At 65.4% G+C, this 22,158-nt stretch carries 25 protein-coding genes; 1 reads left to right on the top strand and 24 read right to left on the bottom strand.

From position 1 onward, the window contains the following. Positions 1 to 92: 92 nt before the first annotated feature. From E6C76_RS12475 to E6C76_RS12360, 24 genes are all read right to left on the bottom strand, one after another. Positions 93 to 533 carry a hypothetical protein gene (locus E6C76_RS12475; RefSeq protein ID WP_136348545.1) on the bottom strand — a complete coding sequence of 147 codons (441 nt, stop codon included), beginning with the start codon at positions 531 to 533 and terminating at the stop codon, positions 93 to 95. Positions 534 to 550: 17 nt separating this feature from the next. Continuing rightward, positions 551 to 922 (bottom strand): hypothetical protein, encoded by a 372-nt coding sequence (locus tag E6C76_RS22440; protein ID WP_230976257.1) that lies wholly within the window; start codon positions 920 to 922, stop codon positions 551 to 553. Between the two features lie 114 nt (positions 923 to 1,036). Next, positions 1,037 to 3,316, bottom strand: coding sequence for a helicase-related protein (locus E6C76_RS12465; RefSeq protein ID WP_168734330.1), 2,280 nt, complete (start codon positions 3,314 to 3,316; stop codon positions 1,037 to 1,039). 103 nt (positions 3,317 to 3,419) lie between these two features. After that, positions 3,420 to 3,731 carry a hypothetical protein gene (locus tag E6C76_RS12460; protein WP_136348543.1) on the bottom strand — a complete coding sequence of 104 codons (312 nt, stop codon included), beginning with the start codon at positions 3,729 to 3,731 and terminating at the stop codon, positions 3,420 to 3,422. 123 nt (positions 3,732 to 3,854) lie between these two features. Then, complete coding sequence (locus E6C76_RS12455; protein ID WP_122228735.1) at positions 3,855 to 4,160, bottom strand: hypothetical protein; 306 nt, start codon at positions 4,158 to 4,160, stop codon at positions 3,855 to 3,857. Between the two features lie 102 nt (positions 4,161 to 4,262). Further along, a complete protein-coding gene (locus E6C76_RS12450) occupies positions 4,263 to 5,384 on the bottom strand; it encodes a DUF6094 domain-containing protein (RefSeq protein ID WP_408003485.1) in 1,122 nt (373 codons plus the stop codon). A gap of 53 nt (positions 5,385 to 5,437) precedes the next feature. Next, positions 5,438 to 6,085, bottom strand: coding sequence for a hypothetical protein (locus E6C76_RS12445; protein WP_136348541.1), 648 nt, complete (start codon positions 6,083 to 6,085; stop codon positions 5,438 to 5,440). A 76-nt stretch (positions 6,086 to 6,161) separates the two neighbouring features. Then, on the bottom strand, positions 6,162 to 6,422 hold the full coding sequence (locus E6C76_RS12440; RefSeq protein WP_136348540.1) for a hypothetical protein: 261 nt from the start codon (positions 6,420 to 6,422) through the stop codon (positions 6,162 to 6,164). A gap of 16 nt (positions 6,423 to 6,438) precedes the next feature. Next, positions 6,439 to 6,837: a hypothetical protein gene (locus E6C76_RS12435; RefSeq protein ID WP_136348539.1), complete on the bottom strand. Its 399-nt coding sequence runs from the start codon at positions 6,835 to 6,837 to the stop codon at positions 6,439 to 6,441. A 102-nt stretch (positions 6,838 to 6,939) separates the two neighbouring features. Then, on the bottom strand, positions 6,940 to 7,287 hold the full coding sequence (locus E6C76_RS12430; RefSeq protein ID WP_122228743.1) for a hypothetical protein: 348 nt from the start codon (positions 7,285 to 7,287) through the stop codon (positions 6,940 to 6,942). Positions 7,288 to 7,378: 91 nt separating this feature from the next. Further along, entirely contained in the window at positions 7,379 to 7,993 is a 615-nt protein-coding gene (locus tag E6C76_RS12425) for a DUF3275 family protein (RefSeq protein WP_122228745.1), read from the bottom strand. 117 nt (positions 7,994 to 8,110) lie between these two features. Next, a complete protein-coding gene (locus tag E6C76_RS12420) occupies positions 8,111 to 8,653 on the bottom strand; it encodes an STY4534 family ICE replication protein (protein WP_122228747.1) in 543 nt (180 codons plus the stop codon). Between the two features lie 365 nt (positions 8,654 to 9,018). Beyond that, a complete protein-coding gene (locus tag E6C76_RS12415; RefSeq protein WP_122228749.1) occupies positions 9,019 to 9,384 on the bottom strand; it encodes a DUF3085 domain-containing protein in 366 nt (121 codons plus the stop codon). Between the two features lie 58 nt (positions 9,385 to 9,442). Next, complete coding sequence (locus tag E6C76_RS12410) at positions 9,443 to 10,252, bottom strand: GTPase (RefSeq protein ID WP_122228750.1); 810 nt, start codon at positions 10,250 to 10,252, stop codon at positions 9,443 to 9,445. A 291-nt stretch (positions 10,253 to 10,543) separates the two neighbouring features. After that, positions 10,544 to 10,999, bottom strand: coding sequence for a hypothetical protein (locus E6C76_RS22750; RefSeq protein ID WP_230976256.1), 456 nt, complete (start codon positions 10,997 to 10,999; stop codon positions 10,544 to 10,546). An 86-nt stretch (positions 11,000 to 11,085) separates the two neighbouring features. Beyond that, complete coding sequence (locus tag E6C76_RS12400) at positions 11,086 to 11,802, bottom strand: DUF5983 family protein (RefSeq protein WP_136348538.1); 717 nt, start codon at positions 11,800 to 11,802, stop codon at positions 11,086 to 11,088. 80 nt (positions 11,803 to 11,882) lie between these two features. Beyond that, positions 11,883 to 12,578: a hypothetical protein gene (locus E6C76_RS12395; RefSeq protein ID WP_136348537.1), complete on the bottom strand. Its 696-nt coding sequence runs from the start codon at positions 12,576 to 12,578 to the stop codon at positions 11,883 to 11,885. A gap of 106 nt (positions 12,579 to 12,684) precedes the next feature. Then, positions 12,685 to 13,149 (bottom strand): hypothetical protein, encoded by a 465-nt coding sequence (locus E6C76_RS12390; RefSeq protein ID WP_136348536.1) that lies wholly within the window; start codon positions 13,147 to 13,149, stop codon positions 12,685 to 12,687. A gap of 96 nt (positions 13,150 to 13,245) precedes the next feature. Further along, positions 13,246 to 13,644: a hypothetical protein gene (locus E6C76_RS12385; RefSeq protein ID WP_408003483.1), complete on the bottom strand. Its 399-nt coding sequence runs from the start codon at positions 13,642 to 13,644 to the stop codon at positions 13,246 to 13,248. Positions 13,645 to 13,668: 24 nt separating this feature from the next. Then, positions 13,669 to 13,893: a hypothetical protein gene (locus E6C76_RS12380; protein ID WP_456320494.1), complete on the bottom strand. Its 225-nt coding sequence runs from the start codon at positions 13,891 to 13,893 to the stop codon at positions 13,669 to 13,671. A gap of 362 nt (positions 13,894 to 14,255) precedes the next feature. After that, entirely contained in the window at positions 14,256 to 14,912 is a 657-nt protein-coding gene (locus E6C76_RS12375; RefSeq protein WP_456320493.1) for a hypothetical protein, read from the bottom strand. Between the two features lie 9 nt (positions 14,913 to 14,921). After that, entirely contained in the window at positions 14,922 to 16,490 is a 1,569-nt protein-coding gene (locus tag E6C76_RS12370) for an ATP-binding protein (RefSeq protein ID WP_136348534.1), read from the bottom strand. A gap of 313 nt (positions 16,491 to 16,803) precedes the next feature. Continuing rightward, positions 16,804 to 18,375: a DNA cytosine methyltransferase gene (locus tag E6C76_RS12365; RefSeq protein ID WP_136348533.1), complete on the bottom strand. Its 1,572-nt coding sequence runs from the start codon at positions 18,373 to 18,375 to the stop codon at positions 16,804 to 16,806. A 499-nt stretch (positions 18,376 to 18,874) separates the two neighbouring features. Further along, entirely contained in the window at positions 18,875 to 20,893 is a 2,019-nt protein-coding gene (locus E6C76_RS12360; RefSeq protein WP_136348532.1) for a DNA topoisomerase III, read from the bottom strand. Between the two features lie 384 nt (positions 20,894 to 21,277). Here E6C76_RS12360 and E6C76_RS12355 point away from each other — a divergent pair, with 384 nt between their 5' ends. Further along, positions 21,278 to 22,009 carry a hypothetical protein gene (locus E6C76_RS12355; protein WP_122228770.1) on the top strand — a complete coding sequence of 244 codons (732 nt, stop codon included), beginning with the start codon at positions 21,278 to 21,280 and terminating at the stop codon, positions 22,007 to 22,009. The last annotated feature ends 149 nt before the right edge of the window (positions 22,010 to 22,158 follow it).

Here is a 22,158-nt window from a genome sequence, read left to right as displayed (position 1 = left end):
GGAAAATGGCACGCGCCACACCCGCTTTCTGCGCGTGCCCGCGGGAAGAAAAAAACGGCCCCGAAGGGCCGTTGTAGTGAGGGATGCAGTGATCAGTCGCGGGCCTTGACCAGCCCTGGATCGATGTCAGCGATCTGGATGTGCGCCCAGCACCTGACGGACTGGCCGTTCTCGCCGACGGGGTGCTCGGCCACGGCATCGGAGGCTTCCTCGGTGTCGCTCTCGTCGTAGCAGATCACCTTGATCTCGCCGGCGTCGCAACACACCGAATGCACCAGCCCTTCGGTCATGTCGATCACGACGACCTGGGGAACCAGGTCCAGTGTCCGGGCCGCCGCCAGGATGGCGCCTTGCTCTGTGCCGTCGAAGCAGACGAAGGGCCTTCCATAGCCTGCGTCCTCGGCCAATGCCTCGGCCTTCGTGTAGTGGATGCCCAGGTCGTATTCCCCGGCCGTGGCGGTGACGGTGAAGACGGGCATGTCGGCCATGCCCGAAGCGTTGCGGCACGCAACCGCGATGCGAAAGTCCTTCATGGATCGGCTCCTGGTCTTCAGTCGTCCAACGTCGTTTCCATGCGCTCGCGCATCTCGGAAACGAAGTCGTCGGGGGTCATCAGACCGTAGCGTGCAAGGCGCGTTGGAATGTCCTCGGCGGAGAGGTTGCCGTCCTCAATGCGCTGACGCATGAAGTCGGCAATCTCGGCTTCGGACAGTGGGATCGGTCGGGTGGACACGTCTATTTCGTACTGCTCGACCTGCGCATTGCTTCCGCCGGTCAGCAATCCATCGCCGATGGCGCGCATGCACTGCTGGTGCAAATGAAAGAGAAGGTCATCAAGAACTTCTCCGTTGAGTAGGTAGGTCACGTCCAGCATCAGGCGAACCTTGACGGTATCGGCGGTCGATTGGGTGTTGTCATTCATGAGAGTCTCCTGGAGAGATAAAGCGATGACGCCATGTCCGCGAGGGGCATGGACGCATCGGTTGGGAGAGGAATGAAGCGGCGGCCCGGGGGCCGCCGCGAAGCGCTTGTGGAATCAGGCGGCGACCAGTTGCCGGGCCAACGCCACTTCGACGGAATCACCGTCCTGGTTCAGGACGTCCAACCCGGACTCGGGCACGTCGCCCGAGGTGGACTGCGAGACCATGATCTTCTTGGCCATCAGCCCCAGGCAGGTCATCTGCGAGGAGTTGGCGTAGCCCAGGTAGATCACGCGCACCCGATGCTTCTGGCCGATGCGCCACGAACGCCGGGCCGCCTGTTGCAGGCTGTAGACGTTGTAGCCGCTCTGCATGAAGACGATGGTCGGGAACTCCAGCAGGTCCAGTCCCGTCTTGACGAGCTCGGGGTTGGTGATGAGCACATCGATGCCGCGATCCAGCTGCTCGGCAATCCAGTCCTCCCGGCGGGAGGCCTCCACGCTCGCGCGCAAGACCGCCACCTTCAGACCTTCCTGCTCCAGCAGCACCTTGAGCCGCGACGTCGTGTCCCGCGTGCCGGTGTAGACCGAATAGACCAGGGTCTTGCGACCTTCCGCCTTCTCCTGCTTGCAGATCTCGACCAGCTCGCGCTCCTTGGGCATCAGCTCCAACTCGTTGAACTGAGCCGGGACGAATGCCAAGGTGTTGCGCGTACGTGGGTGCGTCACCACCTCCGAGCGGAAGCAGCAATCCGGCCATGCCAGCAGCACGTTGAGGACCACGCCGAGCAGCGTTGTGTCGCGCCGTGCCAGAGCCTGGCGCAACTCGGCCGTCAGTCGCCCGGAGAGGTCGCGGTAGGCCGCGGCTTGCGCCGGGTCCATCGCCACCTCGCGGAACTCCTCGTCATACGGCGGGAGGACATTGCCGCCGATGTCCCGGAGCTTGAGGAAGATCGTGAACGGCAGGATGCAACGCAGCACCCCTTTCGGACCGAACCCCGGCGCCTTGACCGTCCTGACACTGACTTTCGTGCCTTTCGCGGTCTTGTGCGCGGTGCCCGTGCTCTCGGAGTAGATGTCCTTCAACACCCCGTGATCGCGCATGAACGCCATCGCGGCCGAGGTCATGCTACCGGCCTTGGTCGGCCGGTAGCCGTCTTCGATCATCCGCCCAGGCAAGGCGCGGAACAGCAGATGAAAAAGGTCGTCACCGTATCCCCCCATGAGGGTTCCGGTGAGCAGCAAGGTCTTGCGCGACTTCGCCGCCAGCACGCCCATGGCCTGGCCTTGGGCACTGCCACCGTTCTTGTACTCGTGTGCCTCGTCGGCGATGAGCAGGTCGAACGTGCCTTGCGGAAGGTATCTCTTGATGAACTCCGAGGGTTGGTAGCCGCCCTCGCCGAAGCCGAACTCCATGTTCGCCATCGCCCGTTCCATCCGGTGCGCCTGGCGGTCCGAGAAGACCAGTTCGCCGTCGCCATCCATGAGGTTGATGAACTCATGGATGTTGTCGCCGAGCATCGAGGCGAGGAACGCGTCGCCGAACTTCTGCATCAGCTTCTGCGCGGTGACTTCGCCGATGGTCGGGATACGCTTCAGCGCTTTGAGCACAGTGGAGGACTGGTCGCTGGCGGACAGGCCTCTCGGACGAATCAGCGTCCACAGCGGTGCGGCGCAATGGCTGCACTTGCGGCGGTACTCCTCGGCTTCGAGTTCGATCGGGTTGACCGGCTCGCCGTCGAGGTCGGTGATGACGTGCCCGCAGTCCGGGCACGCGCCCACGTCGCCGTGGCGGGTGCGCCGCTGGGTGAAGACAGGCTTCCAGTGGAAGCCCATCCGCATCCTGACGCGGCCCAGGACGAAGAACTCCTGACCGGACGGTTGCACGCCAAGCTGCTCGCGCAGCTTGATGAGCTTGACCAGCGTGTCCGGGCCGTTGAGCACCCAGACCTTGGCGCCGGCCACTGTCTCCTGGATCTCGCGCCGCCACTTGTAGACAAGGTGCGGGGGCGAAAGAACCAGGGTGCGACGGTAGCCCTCGGCGTTGAGGACGGCGGCCGTGGCGATGCCAACGGTGGTCTTCCCGCAACCCATCTCCCCATTGACGATGGCGGCGCGTTCGCCGCGATCGACCAGCAGCTCGGCGGCAGCATGGACCACGTTGGCTTGCGCCGGAAACAACTGGCGCTTGAGGCCGGCCAGGAGAAGCTGACGATGCGCCTTCGGCGTGCCGGTGTAGACCGGCGGGTTGGCGCGGTTAAGAGAATCGAGCAGTTCGTCGCCGAACTCGGTGACGAAATCCTGAAGGCTCAGGGTAAGAGGCGATGGTTCCGCGTCGAGCAGTTCGCCTTGCGCGGACTCAACTTGCGCGGCGGCGGTTTCGAGATCAAGGGACATGGTGATGCTCCAAATGAGTTGGGGCATGCACCACCCCCACGGGGCGATGACATGCCCCGGTGTGGGAAGAGAAGAACGGCGTGGCCGTCGTGCGTGGAGAGGATCAGTACTCGCTGGGCAGCAGCAGCGTGGTGACGCTGCGATCCCACTCGGTGATGATCCAGAGCTTCAGGTCGGGCGTGACCTGGTAGGACGAGAACAGGCGATCCTCGCCGGACTTCAACGCGGCGTCGTTCTGGCGCCGGTCGCTGTCGTCGAGGTCTCCCCAGTCGCCGCCGAGGTGGCGGCGCAGGTACGGCACCGGGTTGAGCCGGCCCTGACGGACCAGTTCGTCGACGCCGAGGGTCATGACCGTCTGGCCGGGCGAGAAGCGCCGGGTCGGGGTCTGGGTGACGGGAGATGCTTGGGTTGCCATGGTGTGCTCCTTGGAGAATGAAGGGGCCACGGCACCCCGGCGGGGTGACGGAACCCCGTTGGGTGGATGAGTACGGAACAGGCGCTGGCGGCCCGTCTGGAGGAAGCGGCTACCGTCCCGAGGTCAGTCCTCGGACGGCAGCACGATGCGGGTCGCGCTGCGATCGGCTTCGGTGATGACGCGGATGTTCAACTCGCGGGTGACGATGTAGAGCGAGTCGAGGCGCTCGCCGGACGTCAGCGCAGCGTTGTTCTGCTGCCACTGCTCATCCGGGATATCGCCCCAGTCGCCCTGCGTGTGGCGCTGGAAGTACGGCATCGGGTCGAGCCGGCCTTCACGCATCAGATGGTCGATGCCTTCGCTGAAAATCAACGCCCCGATCGGGAACAGCAGACGCCTGCGATAGCGGTCACGAACGTCGTTGGCCATGGGATCTACTCCTGTGGGGATGGATCGGGCCACGCCCCCATCGGGGCAGTGACCCCGTTGGGTGGATGGAATCGACGGCGAGCCGTCGTGGATGAGCCGCGATCAGCGGATGGTCAGCACCTCGCCTCGCGTGGACGAGTCGGGGGTCATGTCCCAGGCGCGGATGACGGGCACGAACTTGTCGGTGAGGATGCGGGTCTCGGCCACGGAGCCATCGTCGCGCTCGGTGTACTCGGTCTGGAGGGTCTTCTCCTTGTGGGTATCCCCTTTGACGACCAGCACGCGGCCGCTCTTGGAGCGCACCACGCCGGAGATCGCGCCCGCGGCCAGGGCCAGGGCGAGATGCCAGTGCGACAGCGCACGCGCCGGAGGCCGCAGCGCTTTCTGCGCGGCACCCAGGTGCGTGTCCAGCGACGGCCAGAGCCCTTGCAGCCGGCCGACTTCATCGGCGAACTGCTCCGGCTCCATCGTCACGCGGTAGAAGTGCTCCGGCTCGGCTTGCGCCGCGGGGACGGTGTACGGCAGGAACGGCCATTCGGCCGGCAGTTCCTCCGCTTCGGCATCGCCTTGCCCGATCTGCAGCAGCAGAGCGCGCGTGGCCTTGACCGCTTCCGATGCCTGGTCGCGCTGGCGTATGCGCCTACCGAAAATCACCACCTGCCGGAACTGCTTGTCCACCGCCTGGTAGATGCGCAGTTCGGCGAAGTGCCGGGTGAGCCAACCGACGAGTTCGGCATCGAGCACGTAGGACGGCACGATGAAGACCAGCACGCCGCCGTATTGCAGCAGCGGCAAGCTGCGTTGGTAGAACAACTTCTCCAGCCGGGCACGGCCCTGGCCCTGGTAGCCGATGTTGCCGTTGACGTCCTTGCTCAGGTCGCCATAGGGCGGGTTCAACCACAGCAGGCCGAAGGTCTGGCGGGAGATCAGCGTGTCCATGAGGTCGCCGTGGATGCAGTAATCGACCAGGTTGCGGGCATGGCGTGCCCGCTCGGCGTCGTACTCGACCGCGAAGGCCTTGGCCTGCGCGCGCCCGAGGGCATGGGCGGCCTCGGCGATCGCCACGCCTTCGCCGGCGCAGGGATCGAGGATGCACATCGGGCCGTTTGCCGGCGCCAGTGCGTTGAGGGCTCTTTCGAGTGTGGGTTCATCCGTGGGGAAGTACCCGTTCTTCACGAAGTTGCGGGCAAGCCGCGGAAACATGAGGGCCATTGAAATCTCCAGGTTGGCGGGGATGAAAAAGCGGAAGCACGCCGGGGCGTACTTCCGCGGGAGGGTCAAGCCGCTACCGCTTCCGGCGTCCAAATCCTGGCCGGATAGGGATAGGCGGTCAGCACGTCACTGCGGATCAGAGAACCCAGCGCCTGGGTCAGCGCCGGCACGTCGATGGCGAGCCGGTGGCCTTCCAGCGGCCCGAGGGCGAACGGAAGGCCAGCCAGCATCTGGCGGGTCTGCAACAGTTCCAGCACGGTCGCGCGCCAGTGGTCGAGCAAAGGCAATGGGCAGGTGTCCTGCACCAGCGTCCACAACCGGTCGAGCCGGTGCGTGGAGTCGCGGGGCAGCAGCGCCAGTGCGCTGGCGTTGGCCTTGTCCGGCCGCACGCAGCGCTTGTCGAACAGCCACACGTTGGAAAGCGACCCGAACAGCGTGCGCCGGTAGGCGCGTGTGGTGCGCTTCTCCAGGCGTTCGACATTGCCGACGAACAGCGGCAGCGAGCCGCCTTCCGGAGTGATGACGTGGAGCTGGTCCAGTCCCTGCTCGTCGCGCCCAAGGGTGAGGCGGGCGAGGAACTCCTGGACGGCGGTGTCACGCGCCCAGATGGACAGGAAGATCAGGTTGCCCTGGTCGTCACCGACGCAGGCGTCGGCCATCAGGTCCGGGCACTCGTCGATGCGGTACAGCGTCTTGGATGATTCAGCAGGCATGGTGATGTCCTCGGTGAAGGGGAACAGCACCGCCCGCTGGGGCCAGTGCTGCCCCGTGGGGTGGAGAAGGAACCGCTCAGTCCGGCTCGAACTGCCGGGTGTACGGGTTGAAGTGAAGGGGCGCGTCTGCCGCGGTGATCGGCGTGAAGCCGTCCAGGTAGATGTTGTTGAGGTAGAGGTCGCGGTAGGTCAGCGCCTGCCGTGCCTGCTCCTCGGTAAGGCCGTTGGCGACGAAGTCGTCGAGCATCTCCTCATCGGAAGACACCTCGTCGTTGGATAGCTGCACTTCGACGTAAGCGAGCAGCGAGGGCGGGAGCGAAGTCAGGATCGGATCCATGTCGTCTCTCCCAGGCTCAAGCCACACGTACCGTTGCCGGCATCGTGGGCGTTCGCCGACGCGCGTGGAACGCACGCACGCCCTCGCGCCATTCGCGGGACTGCTCCGGTGCCATGTCGAGATAGGACGCCGGGCACGAGTAGTAGTACGGGTGCATGGCCTCCTCCATCGGCTTGTAGCCCCATTCGCCGCCGCTGCGTTCCAGAAGATCGCAGCGGATGTAGCGAAGGGACTGGCCGGGGGCGAGATTCCGATGCACGCCTTCCACCTTGGCGGTGACTTCGGCGACGGACCACAGGACGTTGCCGCGCAGCGCGTGGGCAACGACCTTGACGCTGGCGCGTTCGGTTTCCTGCGGTTGGATCAGTTCCGCGATCAGCTCGGATCGGGATTGCGGTGAGAAAAACCAGCCCATGAGGGTCTCCTGAAGAAAAGGAGCCGGAGCTTCCCCATCGGGGCAGAACCCCGGCGGGTGGTGAAATGCCGCCTGAGCGACGATGGAGCCAGGTTCCGGTTCTCAGTACGAGCCGCAACCGGCCGGGCAGCAGCCCAAGGTGATGCCGTGGGAGCAGCAGCCGTTTTCGGCAAGCCAGTCCTGGGTTTCCTGCCGCTCGGCAGGCGTTGCGTAGTCCCATTCCTGGGCTGCGATTTCCAGGGCATGAGCGCGCTGGTCTTCCGGCAACCGACTGACTTGCATGTCGATCTCCGAGCTGAAAAGCGTGACCCAGTGCTCCCAGGCGAGGCCGCAACCACGCTGGGCGTGCTCGGCAGCTGTCTTGCAGACAGCCTGCCACGCGGGTTCATCCAGCGCGGAACGGGGATCCCCGATGGGGTGTGAAGGGGTATCGCAAGCGATCATGGACATGATGGAAGCCTCCAGTAAGAAGTAGCCGGAGTCCTCCCCCGCAGGGAAGAACCCCGGCGGGCGGTGGAACGTCGCCGAAGCGACGGGTGGATCAGGCCTTGGCGAGATGCCAGTCCTGGGACAAGGGCTCGAAGGTGTAGCCCAGCATGCCGAGACGGTCGCGCTGCTGACGCAGGACGCGGCGATCGACGGTGGCATCGAGCTTGACGATCTCGTCCAGCGGCCAGAGCGTGCCGAACAGCGCCGCGTCGTCCGCCTCGGCCGAAGCCTCGGAGGTGACGGGGGCTGTGGTGGCGCTGCCGAAGGGCGTGGTATCGACCAGCGGATCACGCGGGCCGCGGGACTTCGCCTTGGCCGGTGCCTTGGCCTTGGCCGGCGCGGGGGCCTGCGCTTCTTCGTCGATCGGGTCGACTTCCTGCGGGCTCAACTGCCGGGCTTCGTCCCCGCTCAGGGCATCGACGTTGGACAAGGTCATTCCGCCCAGCAAGGCGCGGATTTCGATGACCATGCGGCCGTTGGCGTGGTACGTGGACGGCCGGATCTCGGCGATGACGAAATCGCCCTCGTACTTGCCTTCGTCGTACTGGTCGAGTTCGGCGTTCTTCACGACGAACTCGCCGATGGAGGTGGCGAGGCGGCCGACGTTGAAGTCGCCGTTCCTGCCGTGGATGGTCTTGATGGCCAACTGGCCTGGGAGGGTGATCATGGGTGGGCTCCTGCGGATAAAGGAACAGCCGTCCGCCATCGGCGCGAATGGCCGGTGGCGGATGGCTGCGGGGAGAAGAACAAGGCCCCGGAGAACGGGGCCTTGTGGATCAGCGGGTCAGAACGACTCGGCGGCCGCCAGTTCGGGGGCCTCGACGGGGGCTTCAGCGGCCGGCGCGGGGGACGCCTGGGCCGGAGCTTCCTGCGGGGCCGGCGCTTCGGAGGGGGCCGAAACGTCGCTCTCGCGTTCGTCGGAGTCGGTCGGCTTGGGCTCGGCCTTGTAGACGAGCTCGCCATCGACCTTGATCCAAGAGATGAACAGCAGGCGGGCCTTGAAGCTCACCCCCTGTTCGCCGACGCGCTTCCCCTTGGTGTAGGTGAAGACGTCGGCCCAGAGGTCGCCCAGGCGGAAGCCGATCAGGACCTTCTTTTCGGCCTTGACGGCGTCCTCGCAGCGGCGGACCAGGTGCTGCGCTTCGTTGCCGGAAACGCGGGTGTCGAAACGCACGTAGGACACGTCGTCGCTGGGACCGTTGAGTGCTGCGATGTCGCAGGCCAGGAAGGGGGACCCCTTCTTGGGCTTCACCTCGCGGATGCGATTGAGGTAGCCGAAGCCGGTGATGTGCAGGTCGAAGTAGGTTTTTTCGGTGGACGTGGTCATGATGATCTCCAGATGACAAAGATGCGGAGACACACCCGACCCTGGCGGGGAGGTGTGGAACCCCCGCGCGGGTTGAAGGAACGCTTGTGGCATCACCATCGTTGCCGATGGGCGTTCGCGCATGGATGCCGGTGCGAACTGGGATGATCAACGCGGTCGGAACCGCGCCGTAGCCTTGAAGATCCGGCTACCTGGGCATGTCGCTGACCGAGATCAGCGGAACATGGCAGCAGCGTGGCACGGTGGCGAACGACAGGCAGCGATGAATCGGCATCCGGTGCCCTCCCTTTTTCCCGAATGCACGCACTGCCCGCGCCCCCAAAGAAAAGCCCCCGCGAGCGGGGGCTGGATGGAGGTGGCAGGCGCTACCGTGCGCTGGAGATGGCCGGGACCGCCTGCAGGGACAGGTGCGTCTCGGTGGCGGACAACTCCAGGTCGTCTTCGCTGTGCAGGATGCGGGCGAATACGCCGTCCTGTATGTCGAAGAACTCCCCGAAATCATCGCCGCCCAGTTCGGCGTTCACCAGCGCCCACCAGTCGTCGAACGGATCGACGTCGGGGTTGCAGCCGACCGCGTAGGCGATCAGCTTCTGGCGTCCGCCGGGAAGGCGCTCACCGCGCTCGGCGAGGAAGTAGGCGCCTTGGTCCTTGGCGAGGACGACGCGGCACTGGTTGGCAACTGCTTCGGCTAACACCGGGCGCAGATCGACCCCCTTGAATCGCAGGGACATGGAGAAATCTCCTCAAGATTGGATGGAAGGAAGGCCGCGAAAGCCGCAGCCCGGCGGATCACGCCGAGAGGGCTTTGCGCGTGCGTTTGGCCTGCTCCAGGACGGTCACCTGGATCTGGCGCCAGCGACCGTCGTCGATACGACGCGCCAGCACCTCGCCGAGGCTGTCGAAGTACACCTCGTCGATGCGCTCGATGAGTTCATTGCCTTGATGCAGTTCGATCACATACACGTCGCCGGCACGGTCGTAGAGCACGGTGACCCGACCCTCGAACTTCGTCGTGGAGACGGAGAAGCTGATCGCCGGAGGCGTCTCGATGATCTTGGCCGGTGCCGGATCGACCCAGCTGAAGTCCTTGGCCCCGGCATCGACCAGCATGTGGGTGATCTTCCGGAAGCGGTCGGGCGCCGGCAGTTCCTCCAGTTGCTGGATCAGGTCGTGCAGTTCGGGGCACTTGGGTTCGGGGATGGGCAGCTTGGCCGGTGCCGAACCGAGGATGTGCGTCTGGATGGTGTACGGCTTGCCATCGGAGGTGTACTCGGTGCGCTCTTCCGGGGTGTCCGCACGCAGGCCGTCGAAGCGGCGCCGTGCGTAGGGCTGGACGTGCACCTTGGCGCCTTCGTCGGGGACGACGGTCACCAGGTCGCGGTCCAGCACCGCGAACTCGGCACGAGAGGTCTTGAGAACGATGGCGTCATCGGTCATCGCCACCACCTTGCCGTCGAAAGGCTTGGGATCGATCACGAATCCGAGGGTGGATTCCTGCGGCTGGCTGTCGAATAAGCGGAACTTGAACGAACGCACGTTGCGCGGGACGTGACCCGCAACGAGCGTGGCCATCTGGTTGCGAATAGCGGTACGGTCCATGGGAGACTCCTTGAAGAAATGCAAGGGACTCCCGCCCGCAAGGGAGGAAGATCCCTTGGGGGGTGAATGGACGCGGTATGCGTCCGACGAGGACAAACAACCGGCACGGAGACCCGCGCCACAGTCTTGAAGGTCTCGACTGCCTGGGCATGCTGCCGGCAACGCCAGCGAACATGCCGCCAGAATGGCGAGGCGATGGCCTCAGTGTCTGGCGCAAATCGAATCCGCCCGTTCCCGTATTGGTTTCACGCAGCCAAAAAAAGCCCCTCTGTGGAGGGGCGGTGGGAAGGGTCAGAGATCCTCGTAGACGAAGTAGTGCATGCGCTGGGCCGGGAAGAACACATGCTTCCAGCGGTCACCGTGACTGTTGCCGCCATCGAACAACACCATCTCGTAGCGATCGAGGCCGGGGCCTAGAAGATCCAGTGTGTTGATGTGGCGCATGTGCAGCTTGCCGTCATTGCGCAGGAACGCCAGGGTCTGGCCCATGGCATCGTTCTGGCACATGGCGTTGATGCAGGCGATGAGTTGCTGATCGAAGTCCGTCTCTGCACCATGATCGCGCAGGAGGTGATCGACGATGCTGGGTAGGTCAAGGTTGTCGAGAGACCGATGCTTGTCGACCTGGCGCTGGCACAGGTCGCGGATGGTGGTTCCCAGGCGTATCAGCAGCGCGTCCAAGGCCTGGTTGGGAGGGGATATGCGTCCGGGGTCGTGCGAGCCGGGTGTCGGTTGTGAATGGAACATGGGGATACTCCTAAAAAAGAGCGGATCGACCCCCTTGCGGGCGGCCGATCCGCAAGGACGGTGGGTGCTCTAGGGAGTGGCGGGAACTACCAGTCGTACACCGGCAGGCCATCCAGTACCGGCGCATCGGCGTCGAACACCAGCATGCGCACGTCGGCGAGCGCGGCCAGGTGAAGCACCTCGACGAGGCATTCGGGCATGCCCTTCTTCCGATGCTCCTGCCGCAACCGCTCCGCGGTCGTACCATCGACCATCTGCAGGTTCTCGTCCGTCCAGGGGGTAGCGATCAGCTTCACGCCGATCGCGGGGCTGTACGGAATGCGGAAGGCGATGAACAGGAAGCGGGTCGGCGTCGCGATGTCGGCCAGTTCGGCCAGATAGCGGCCAGCCTCCTCGGTGATGTGCGCGGAACTGATCTCCCAGCACCGGCTGTAGAAGCCGGTCTCGAATCGCAGATTGCGCACCACTTCCTGTGCAGCCTCCAAGGTGTAGCTGTCGCCGACATGCATGAAGCCGCGCTCGACGGTTCGACCGTAGACGCTGTGAAACACGGCCTGGACCGTTCCGCTGCCGCCGCAAAGCGCATCGAGTTCGGATGCCACGCTCTGCCCTTCGGTGATCAGCGCAAAGTCGTCATTGAAGACGCATGCCTGGAATGCCACCTTGTCGTCGGAAAGATGAGCTTGGGACGGATGCAGCGGCAGGAAGGTCTGAGGATGGCGGTCGTCGTAGCTGATGACGACAACGCGCCGGATCTCGAAATCGTGGTAGCCACGGGCGAAAGGATTTTCAGTTTTCGACATGGGATTTCTCCAGCAGAGGATGGCCGAGCCAATCCCCTGCCGGGGATTGAACCCCGGCGGGTGGATGAAGTGGTAGCGAGTTACTCCGCGCTGTGGTCGGAGAGGCTTTCGATCAGGTGCCAGATGACGCGTCGATGCAATTGCTTGCGCAACTGGTCGTCGCTGATGGCGCAGAGCAGGTCGAGCGTTTCCTGGGCGATCTGGGTGGCGCTGGCCTGGATGTCATTGGCCAGCAGGGCCCTGCGCAGATCGCCCCCCAGATACAGGACATGCTCGGACGTGCTGAACAGGCTGAGTTCCCGGCTGAGAAAGCGGCCATCCCCGCCGAACTCGAACAGGCGGGGTTTGCTGCAGTGCCAGCAGCCTTGCATGTGAAGTTCGACCAGGTTGTGGCCGTCATCGAAATGCGTGGCGATGAGGAACAGCACATCCAGATCCACCGGATCCTCGAACGGGTCGTTGTCGATGAGCTGGTTCAGCGCTTCGCTGTTGTCGGTGCCGAAATGCCGCGACAGCGCTCTCAAGACCGATGCGACCGTGGGCGGTTCGTCGCCGATGGCCTGCGAGGCAAGGCCCAGTTGGTCGGCCAGCTCCGTGAGGGTTTCAAGCAGGTCGTCCCATTGCGGGTCGTTGCTCTCGGAAATGCGCGCGATGTAGACCTTGCCGTTGCCGGGATAGGTCTCGTCGAGGTTGAAGCCGCCGAAGAGCGCTCGGATGACCGGGGTTACCCGGTCGAGCACGAGCACACCGGTAGCGTCGTAGTAGTTGTTTGCCATGGGTTGGCTCCGGATAGGATGAAGCGGAGCCAGCCCGTGCGGACATGGCATCCGCAGGGGAAAGACCCGACGCCGTATGACGACGGGCGGGTGGAAAGGCGCTGGATCACTCACCGAAATCGGTGGGGTCTCCCAGTGCCTTGAGGACATCGATCAGGCCGCAGTTCGCGAGGACGTAGAGCTCTTTGTAGTCGTCGCCGGTGGGCGGCTGCTCCGACTGATTGATACGAGCGTCGAGGTCGAGGATGCTCTTGCGGACGCTCTGCGCGAGCGCGAGTGGCGGTTCGCCGTCGTCATCCGGCGGCGGGTCACCCAGTGCCGTCAGGACAGCGAGCGGAGAAAGCGCGTCGGTGAGGTGTTCGTACACCTCCGGTACGTCGCTGCGGCAGACCGCCTCCTCCGGCTTCCCGCCGATCAGGAAGTGCGTGATCTCGTCGTCGTCGGCGCCTTCGGTGTCGTAGTCCACCACGGCGACGCGTGGCAGCGGGACATGTGCAGGCCAGTCCTGGACCAGGAGGGCTTGTACGAGGCCGCCTTCGAGGACGACGGCCATGGATGCGGGTCGGGTCATGTTCGCTCCTAGAGAAAATGGAGGGACATGGCCCCGGTCGGGACGCATGTCCCTCTAGGGGTGGGAAAGGAAAGTCGGAGGTATGCCGGGGTCGGCTTACCAGCCGTTGTAGTGCAGCGTGAGGTCGGCGATGACCTTGCGCCGCTCCAGGTCGAGGCCGCCGAAGTCGGACAGCCCCTCGAAGCCGCAACGCTTGAGCATCGCGCCGCCTTCGCGAGAGTTGTAGAAGCTGACCATCGCGGAGAGGAACATCCGCTGACCGCTGCTCAGGACACCGAGGGCGTCGTTGAGCAGCAGCATGTTGGGCCGCAGATCCCACTTGCTGGTGGCACGCTGCAGCCCCTCGCGTGTGCCGTCGCCGAACCACTCGGCACCGGCGATTTCCGCGCCGCGCTTCCAGGCTTGGAAGAACGCTTCGGGCGCCGCGGCGAAGTGCCGGTCTTCCATCGCGATCTGGTCGATGACTTCAGGGGGAATAGAAACAGACAGGTTCATGACAGTGCTCCGGATGGTTGGAGGTCAGGGATGGAGACGCTGCTGCCAACGCCCCGTCGCCAGGGCGTGGTCTGCCGCGTGGTGGGAACGGAAGTACTCGACGGACTCGCGAGAGACCGGCCCGTCGTCGTCGGCGGTGCCGATGTAGTGGCCGGCGGCGCTCTGACGCACCTGCAGGGGCAGGCGCTTGTCCGCATAGACCAGGGCGAGATAGCCGATGGAATCGGCACGGGCTTGTGCAACGCTCAACGGCGCCGATGTGGACGCAAGGGACATGGGTTCTCCTGGCTGAAGGAACCGGGAGGCCACGGCCCGACGGGCATGGAACTCCCGAGGGGTTGAACACGAAGGCATCTGCGTCCGTGGACGCTCGTCCGCAGTGCGATGCGAGGCGGACTGGTGGGTATCGCGGGGAATCCCGCGGCAGCCTCGAACCCTGGCTGCTGGCATGGTGCTGACGAGGTCAGCGACGCATGTCAGCGAGCATCGGTCGAGCGGTGCGCCTCGGTCATGCCGAAATGGGAAGTCGTCAGCGCCCCGATTGCCGCATCCCGGGGAGAAAAAAGCCCCGCGGAGCGGGGCTTGGATCGGCACACAACGACGCGGGCGGATCAGGATGGATCGTCCTTGACGACGTGTTGCTGCCACAGGGCGAACGCTTCGTCTGCCCGCAGCTCGGCCAGAATGACGATGGGCTTGTCCTGCCGGGCGCGCAGCGACGCGAAGTAGGCGGGCTTGTCGGCGATGGCCTTGAGCTTGGCGCCTTTCACGAAGAGCAGCTTGCCGTCCTTCACGAACAGCACCTTGTTGCCGATGTCGCGCTGAAACGCCGATCGGATCTTGCGTTCGGCGTGCATCGTCTCGGCCAGGGGATCGACGAGATAGTCCAGCGTGATGTCGATGGTCAGCCGGCGGCTGTCATCGTTCGGGTCGGGATAGTCGGTGACCTCGGGTGGCAGCGACTCGGCATATGCGGCGGCTTGGCGAATCTGTTCCCGGATGGGTTCTCCGAGCACGCAGGGCCAGACGATAGTCTGTCCGCCTTGGCCGTCGTTCTTCGCATAGGCGATGGCTTGGCCGTCGAACAGTACGGTGGCGGTGAAGCACAGCGTTTCCTCGCTGGCGAACTCGGCCACCTTGAGGTTCTTGAGGGTGACGCGCTGTTGTGGCAGCTTCAGCCGGATCGCGGCGGCCGTCATGCCGGAATGGGGAGCCGGGGGCGCCCTATTCGAGAACGGAAAAAAGAACGCTCCCGAAGGAGCGTTCATGCGATGGGCTCAGGACGTGACTTCCTGCAGCTTTCCTTCACCATCGAACACCAGGCGCACGGTCGCCCCGGCCAACCGCTGCAGCGGACTGTGGCGCAGCGAGTTCGGCAGCAAGGCGCTGACGACAGCGGCCGGATCCTGCGAACGGCCCACGGCGATGAAGGTGGCGATAGCGTCCGCGTCCTCATCCTCGCGATTCTCGTCGTAGCGATCGTCGAAGATGTAGTCGCAGACGAAGCGCGTGACCTGATCTGCCCCAGGCGTGAGGTAGAGGGTCTCGCCCTCGCGCACGGCCTCGACCGTATAGTCGCCCGGCTCGCCCTCCAGGCTGACCTGAAGCGTCTCGACCAGTTTCAGCACCAGCGGATAGTCGGCCAGCGGAGGATTGGCATCCTCATGCAGGGTCGCCCCTTGCCTGACGACGATCCGGCTCGGATCGACGGTCTTGACCAGGCCATTCAACCAATGCCCGGGATCGAGGTGGGCTTCCTCGAGCAGGAAGGCTTCGCGCGCCTCCAGATAGACCTGTGCCACCAGTTCGTCGACCACATCTTCCTCGACGTGCCAGACGCCGGTGGCTTCGAGCGCCTCCTTGGGGACAATGCCTTCAAGCACGTAGCGCTCCCAGTACCGTCGGTAGCCGGGCGGCTCGCCGGCCCAATCCCGGAACCAGCTTCGCTGCGCGAATGGCACGTCGTTGAGCAGGTCGGCGTTCGAGGAGCCCAGGCATGTCGATCCATACCGTTCGACGAACTCGCTGCCGGTCAGGCGTACCTTGGCTTCGATCAGGGCCTCGCGATAGGCCTGATCGATCGCGGCCTGGATGCGCTTGTGGTCCTCCGTCTCGTTCAGCAGATGCTGCCGATCCGGAAGCCGGGCGATCAGATCGTCGCGCAGCAGGATGACCTGATGGTGGTTGCTGAACGTGGGTCGCGCGCCGATGGGCAGCCCTTGCAGGAAGCAGCGCCACTGGGTGCGCGGCGCGGACAGATCGAGCAGCACCCGGCCCATCGCGGTCTGCCTCCATTGCAGGGAGGGGTCGGCCAGCGGCCGGGCAACCTGGACGCCGTTGAACAGCACGGGGACGGGGAATGCCTTGCACAGCCGCGCAAGCTCACGCTGAACCCACTCGGCCAGGTTCAAGCCCGCCTGCGGGGAAGCAACGCCCTCCAGGCGGATCTCGGTGCCGTTGCACAGCGGCGCGCGGGCCACTTCGACGTCGCCGCCGCTGATGATGGTTGCGGTATCTGCCTGGAAGGCCTGATCGATGGAGCGCACGCTCAGGCGCCGGGCGAAGTACAGCGTGGACAACACGCCCAGGCCGAAGGCGTTCTCGCGGGCGATCAGCGCGTCGTCCCAGCCGGACTCGGCGATGTAGATGAGGGTTTGCAGATCGGCAATGCCCGTGCCGTCGTCGCCGACGGTCAGCGTATCGTCGTATGCGGTGACATGAATGTATGTGGCCTGGGCGCGTCGGGCGTTCTGCAGCAGTTCGCCCAGCATGGAGGCTTGGTTGAACGCATGGCGCAGGTTGGCGATCAGGCGGTGCTGATTGGTCTTGAGACGAATCGTGGACATGGTTGAACTCCTTGGACAAGTGATGCGCCCGTCGAGGCGCGTGGAGGAATGGCGCTCAGGCAAGGCGAGCGCAGGCGATGGCAGGACTGGACGGGCCAGCTACCGGACGAAGTGAGGAAAGAAGAGGCATCGACGCCGTGGCTGGCGCGCGTCCGCTGGCGGTGATGCGGTGCGGACTGGTTCGGTCGGTGCGGGAGACCGCATCGCAGCCTGGAAGACCGTGGCTGCTGGCATGGCGCTGAGGGATCAGCGGCGCATGGCGTGAGAATGAAAGCTCGACGCGCCGGTGTCGCCGGGAAATGTCGGTCGGTGGCTATCCGGTTTTGCGCATCGCCTGGAGCAGCCGTCCTCCCAGCCACGCGACGCATGGCACGGCCATGGAGTTGCCGATGGCTTTGTAGCGGGGGGCGTCGGCCGCGGGTTTTCCGCGATACGGCACCAAGGTGTAATCGTCCGGCATGCCCTGCAGACGTTCGCACTCCACGGGCATCAGGCGACGCACGCGCCATTGCGGCCAGGCCGCGGCACCTGATTCGTTTGGCTCGTAGCGGAAGTGAGCCTCACAGACTGGCGCCAGCACGTATCCCTTCTCGCCACTTCCGCTGTTCGCACGCAGAGTCGCCGAGATCCCATCGCCGAACTTAGCCGCCAGCTCGCGTTCGCCGCCATGCTGCCCCAGGCTCAGCACCATCGGCCGGCCCTGGCCCGGCTTGCCACCACCGGTGGAGAGCACGCCGGCGATCTGCCCGTGGCCTGCTTCGTAGCGCAGTTCGCCACGCGAGTTCTGTGCGAAGGCGATCGCCGGCACCACCCCCGCATTCGCATGGCTGTGGCGGTGTCCACCCGCGCGCAGCGTCGGCGCCAGTTCCACCGCAGCATCCGCACCGTGATCCTGGGCGGTGAAGGCGATGATCGGAATGCCGCGGCCGGTGCCATCCTCGCTGCAGCCCTTGCCGCCGTTAGCGGTGCTGAGCGTGTGACTGATGCTGCCGGTCACCGACTGCGCCAGGAACGTCTCGACCTCGAAATCATTCTTGGGGCCGGGCGCCGCGGTCAGGCAGGCGGCGACGTCGATCGGCCCCGCGGTGTTGCCGCCGCCGAAGCCGAACGTGACCGTCACCTTGCCGTAGGGTGGGTTCAGTCCTGCATGGCCGCCTGCTGCCGCAGGGCGAGCGCCAGCAGCGTGGGCAACGTCTTCCCACGGCGCGAAGCCCGGCGAAGAATCCCCACGCAGGCCGTCGCGCTCAAAAAGTACTTCTGCGGGATCGAGGTCGTTTCGACCACTTGCCACAAGAAACACACGGCGACGGCGCTGGGCGAGGCCGAAATATTGGGCGTCGAGCACCCGCCACGCGATGCGGCGACGGGGTCCAGACACACAACCTGCGTGCGTCCAGCGCGGCCCTGCCGGTTCGAGCGCATGGCCTTCGCCGGCAAGTGCACCCAGCAGGCAGCCAAAGGCATTGGAACGGTCGGAGAGCACGCCCGGGACGTTTTCCCAGACGAGCGTGGCGGGCGGGCGTTGATCCTTGTGTCGCGTTTGGTCGATGGCATTGGCTAACTCCACATAGGCAAGGGTGAGCGCGCCGCGCGGGTCGGACAGACCCAGGCGGTCGCCGGCGATGCTGAAAGACTGGCAAGGGGTGCCGCCGACCAGGATGTCCGGGGCGGGCACGCGGCCCGCGCGAACCTGGCGGGCGATCCCGGTCATGTCGCCGAGGTTCGGGACACCGGGATAACGGTGGTGGAGCAGCGCGCTCGGGAAGGCATCGATCTCGGCGAACCAGGCCGGTTCCAGCCCGAGGGGCTGCCACGCCAGGCTCACGGCCTCGATGCCGCTGCATACGCTGCCGTACCGCAGGGCGGTCGGGGGATGGGGGTTCATGGGTAATCTCCTGTTCAAGGGGTGGGGAAGGCAGGAGAAAGGCGCCGAAGGCTTGCGCCTTCGGCTGCGGAGGAAGAAACCACCCGTGGGCTGTCGCAGGACGTGGCCGTCGGTGGAGCCTGTCGCTGCATCAGCAGTCACCCGACCCGTGTCGTGGTTGGGGTCGATATCCTTCGGCACACATCCGCGCACAAAGGGAGCCCGTCTTTTCACCGGTGGGCGCCGGTACGGAGTACGGTCGACCCGAGAGGTCTCCCGACGACTCGCGTGCGGCGCACGCCGGCAAGCCGTGGGGAGACCTCTCGCGGTGGACGCAAGCAGGAACGATCAGCGGAATGGCGGCAAGCGCGATTCGTGGAAGGGAATGGCCTTCTCGTCCCGCCGGGTTGGCCGGACGGGACGCGCACACCGTTGCAGAAGGAGACGCGCGCTGGGGAATCCCGCCGGGGAAGCGGGACAAGTACCGCACCGGGATGGCGCGGCAACGGGTTCGTGGGCGTCAGTGCGCCTTGGTCTTGCTGCTCCGCTTGCGCGGGGCGCTACGCTTGCTCGGCGACGACGATTCGACGGGCTGGGTGCCCTTGCAGTCGGGATAGCGGCTACACGACCAGAACGCCCCGCTCTTGCCGGTGCGCTGGCGCATCGGTGAGCCGCACAGCGGACACGCCGGGGATGGCGGCAACTTGATGGAGAGCGTCGCCCCGCGGTACTGCTGGACGAGCTGGGAGATCCATGACGACTGCTTCTCGACGAAGCTGTCCAGGGTCATCTGGCCGGCTTCGATCATGTCCAGCGCCTGCTCCCAGACGGCGGTCATGCCAGGATCGGCGATAGCGCCGGGCACGGCGTCGATGAGGGTGAAGGCAGCATCCGAGGCGCGGACCGCACGCCCCTTCTTCAGCAGGTAGCCGCGTTCGAGCAGTCCCTTGATGATGTTGGCGCGGGTCGCCTCGGTGCCGATGCCGGTCGTCTCCTTCAGCTTCTGCTTCAGCCGCGGATCGGTGACCAGTTTCGCCACGCCCTTCATCGCCTTGACGAGCTCGCCCTGCGTGTACGGCTTGGGCGGCAAGGTCTTCAGCGCCTTCAGCTCGACGTGGCCGACCTGACAAGATGCGTTCGCCTGCAGCGCCGGCAACACCTGGCTGCGCTGCGCGTCCTCGCCATCGTCTTCGGAGGGCGCCGCGGCCGCCAATGCCTGGCGCCAGCCGGTGACGACGATCTGCTTGCCGACGGCCAGCAGAGACTGGCCGCCGCATGCGATCCGTGCCTCGGTGCGGTCGAACTCGTGAAACGGCAGGAACTGCGCGAGGTAGTGCGCGCGGATCAAGCGATAGACGGCCAGCTCCTTCTCGCTCATCGCGGACAGCTTCGCCGGCTCAAGCGTGGGGATGATGCCGTGGTGCGCGGTCACCTTGCCGTCGTTCCACGCGCGCGAGCGCTGGGTGCGGTCAAGCTGGTCGATCAATGGCCGCACGCCGGGATCGGTGGCGAGCACGGCATCGAGCACGGCCGGCACTTCGGCCAGCATGCTCTCCGGCAGGTAGCCCGAATCCGAGCGCGGGTAGGTCGTGGCCTTGTGGGTCTCGTAGAGGCTTTGCGCGATATCGAGCGTTTCCTGCACGTCGAGGCCCAACTGCTTGGAACACACTTCTTGCAGCGTGCCGAGATCGAACGGCAACGGCGGGCCTTCGCGAACCCGTGCGGTGTCGACCGAAAGCACCTGCGCCGTGCCGGCCGCGCGCATGCGCTCGGTAGCCTGCTGGGCCACGGGATGCTGCAGGCAGCGGCCGGCGTCGTCCGTGCAACCTGCCGGAGGGATCCAGTTCGCCGTGAACGACTGGCCGGCATGGGCCAGGGTCACGTCGATCGCCCAGAACGGGACGGAGACGAAGCGTGCGATCTCGCGATCGCGGTCCACCACCAGCTTCAGCGTCGGTGTCTGCACCCGGCCCACCGATAGCACGCCGGCGTAGCCGGCCTGGCGCCCGAGCACGGTGAACAGCCGGCTCAGGTTCATCCCGATGAGCCAGTCGGCTCGCGATCGGGCGAGCGCGGAGTAGTACAGCGGCAAGGTCTCGGCCGACGGCTTCAGCGCACCCAGCGCCTTGCGGATGCTCGCGTCGTTCAGCGCGGACAGCCACAGGCGCTGGATCGGGCCGCGATAGCCGCACAGATCGAGGATCTCGCGGGCGATCATCTCGCCCTCGCGATCGGCGTCCGTCGCGATCACCAGCTCGGTGGCCTGGCCGACGAACTGCTTGACGGTCTTGAACTGCGCCGCGGTCGTCGCCTTGTGTTGGACGCGCCAGCGCTCGGGAATGATGGGCAGGTCGTCGATCGACCAGTGCTTGTAGCGTTCGTCGTAGCCCTCGGGCGCGATGGCTTCGACGAGATGACCGATGCACCAGGTAACGACCACACCGGAACCGCTGTAGCAGCCGGAACCGCGCTGTCCGGCGCCCAACACCCGGGCGATGTCCTTGCCTTGCGAAGGCTTCTCGCACAGAAACACGCGCATGAAGCCTCCTGGATGTGCGTGACGATCTACGAATGAGCGTCAGCATTCCCATCAGGCGGGCGTGCGACAGCAAACAACACGGAAGCGGGAGACACCCACTTGTGCAGGTGCACTGCACGGACACCACGCTGGCGCATGGGAGGCGGGGGATGGCTGCTACAGCCGCTTCCGGTGGGCGCTGGGGGCACGCCTGCAGGTCAGTTGCGAGGAACGGTTCTCGGGCGTAGGATCTTGAGTCAGGCGCCCGCCCAAGCTCTGGACAGCTTGAAACAGGCAATCAGCAGTTCCTGCAGCATCCTTCGCGTTCAACCATCCGGGATACCGGCTGTTCGAGATCGCGACAAAACGTCCAGCGCACCGATCGAACAGCTTCGGAGTATTCGGATGAGCAATCTCGTACGTTCTGCCGCCTATGCGGCTTCCCAGGCGCTGTCCGCACAAGGCCTGACGGTCAAGCGTTCCCACCTGTCTGAAATCATCGCCGCACTGCTGGGATATCGCACCCACGCGGCCCTCGCGGTGGAAGAGGCCGATCCCAAGCTCGACTACCACCTCGACGACGCCGAGGTCTATGTGCTCCACCTGCCGATGGGGGAAGCGCGGGTCGGGGAACTCGGTCTCTCCGAGGGAGGCATGAACCCGTCTGCGGTCACCACGGCATGCATCGACGCGTTGAAGGCCAGCGCCGGATCGGTGGGCGTGTACGTCGGCGTGGCCGATTTCTATGACTCGCATGCCCGGCAGGCCTTGGCCGAGGCGATCTACGACGATGACGACGTGGCCGGCGCGATGGCCGAGAGCAATGCCTCGTTCCCCGACGAGCCCGAGATGGACATCGAATGCCCCGCCACGGCGGATCTGTGGGCGGCGGTCGGCGAGTGGGCGATCGAGGCCGACGGTGACATGACGGGCGAGTACGACCCGGAGGGTGACCGCATGTTCAACGGCGACACCCTGAACTGCCGCGGCCGCCTGCTCTACAACAAGGCGGGACGTGCGGGACTGGTGCTCATCGAAGCCGGCGGGATGGCCGGCGCCGACGATGGCTGGCGCGACCTGGATCGCGAGGACGAACTGGAGTACCGCCAGAGCCTGGAGACCCAGCAGATACCTTGATGGAGAAGCAGCAAGCCCCCGGCGGCAGTCTCCATGCCGCCGGGCCTTCGTAGTCGGCCGGTCATCGCCTGGCGAGGTGATTCCTCAGCAGATATTCCGGCAGGCCCACTGGACGATGTAGGCCGGAGCTGAGCAACCCGAACACGTAC

It is taken from the genome of Pseudothauera nasutitermitis (genome assembly GCF_004801295.1).
GTDB lineage: Bacteria > Pseudomonadota > Gammaproteobacteria > Burkholderiales > Rhodocyclaceae > Pseudothauera > Pseudothauera nasutitermitis.
Note: the sequence above shows the minus strand (reverse complement) of the source record. Positions and strands in the feature narration are given on the sequence as shown.

Excerpts from the sequence above, each read along its gene's own strand:
- E6C76_RS12400 (WP_136348538.1), bottom strand. The coding sequence starts at position 11,802 with ATGTCGAAAACTGAAAATCCTTTCGCCCGTGGCTACCACGATTTCGAG.
- E6C76_RS12410 (WP_122228750.1), bottom strand. The coding sequence starts at position 10,252 with ATGGACCGTACCGCTATTCGCAACCAGATGGCCACGCTCGTTGCGGGT.
- E6C76_RS12475 (WP_136348545.1), bottom strand. The coding sequence starts at position 533 with ATGAAGGACTTTCGCATCGCGGTTGCGTGCCGCAACGCTTCGGGCATG.
- E6C76_RS12445 (WP_136348541.1), bottom strand. The coding sequence starts at position 6,085 with ATGCCTGCTGAATCATCCAAGACGCTGTACCGCATCGACGAGTGCCCG.
- E6C76_RS12465 (WP_168734330.1), bottom strand. The coding sequence starts at position 3,316 with ATGTCCCTTGATCTCGAAACCGCCGCCGCGCAAGTTGAGTCCGCGCAA.
- E6C76_RS12425 (WP_122228745.1), bottom strand. The coding sequence starts at position 7,993 with ATGATCACCCTCCCAGGCCAGTTGGCCATCAAGACCATCCACGGCAGG.
- E6C76_RS22750 (WP_230976256.1), bottom strand. The coding sequence starts at position 10,999 with ATGTTCCATTCACAACCGACACCCGGCTCGCACGACCCCGGACGCATA.
- E6C76_RS12395 (WP_136348537.1), bottom strand. The coding sequence starts at position 12,578 with ATGGCAAACAACTACTACGACGCTACCGGTGTGCTCGTGCTCGACCGG.
- E6C76_RS12440 (WP_136348540.1), bottom strand. The coding sequence starts at position 6,422 with ATGGATCCGATCCTGACTTCGCTCCCGCCCTCGCTGCTCGCTTACGTC.
- E6C76_RS12355 (WP_122228770.1), top strand. The coding sequence starts at position 21,278 with ATGAGCAATCTCGTACGTTCTGCCGCCTATGCGGCTTCCCAGGCGCTG.
- E6C76_RS12430 (WP_122228743.1), bottom strand. The coding sequence starts at position 7,287 with ATGTCCATGATCGCTTGCGATACCCCTTCACACCCCATCGGGGATCCC.
- E6C76_RS12460 (WP_136348543.1), bottom strand. The coding sequence starts at position 3,731 with ATGGCAACCCAAGCATCTCCCGTCACCCAGACCCCGACCCGGCGCTTC.
- E6C76_RS12370 (WP_136348534.1), bottom strand. The coding sequence starts at position 16,490 with ATGTCCACGATTCGTCTCAAGACCAATCAGCACCGCCTGATCGCCAAC.
- E6C76_RS12435 (WP_136348539.1), bottom strand. The coding sequence starts at position 6,837 with ATGGGCTGGTTTTTCTCACCGCAATCCCGATCCGAGCTGATCGCGGAA.
- E6C76_RS12390 (WP_136348536.1), bottom strand. The coding sequence starts at position 13,149 with ATGACCCGACCCGCATCCATGGCCGTCGTCCTCGAAGGCGGCCTCGTA.
- E6C76_RS12415 (WP_122228749.1), bottom strand. The coding sequence starts at position 9,384 with ATGTCCCTGCGATTCAAGGGGGTCGATCTGCGCCCGGTGTTAGCCGAA.
- E6C76_RS12455 (WP_122228735.1), bottom strand. The coding sequence starts at position 4,160 with ATGGCCAACGACGTTCGTGACCGCTATCGCAGGCGTCTGCTGTTCCCG.
- E6C76_RS12420 (WP_122228747.1), bottom strand. The coding sequence starts at position 8,653 with ATGACCACGTCCACCGAAAAAACCTACTTCGACCTGCACATCACCGGC.
- E6C76_RS22440 (WP_230976257.1), bottom strand. The coding sequence starts at position 922 with ATGAATGACAACACCCAATCGACCGCCGATACCGTCAAGGTTCGCCTG.
- E6C76_RS12365 (WP_136348533.1), bottom strand. The coding sequence starts at position 18,375 with ATGAACCCCCATCCCCCGACCGCCCTGCGGTACGGCAGCGTATGCAGC.
- E6C76_RS12360 (WP_136348532.1), bottom strand. The coding sequence starts at position 20,893 with ATGCGCGTGTTTCTGTGCGAGAAGCCTTCGCAAGGCAAGGACATCGCC.
- E6C76_RS12375 (WP_456320493.1), bottom strand. The coding sequence starts at position 14,912 with ATGAACGCTCCTTCGGGAGCGTTCTTTTTTCCGTTCTCGAATAGGGCG.
- E6C76_RS12385 (WP_408003483.1), bottom strand. The coding sequence starts at position 13,644 with ATGAACCTGTCTGTTTCTATTCCCCCTGAAGTCATCGACCAGATCGCG.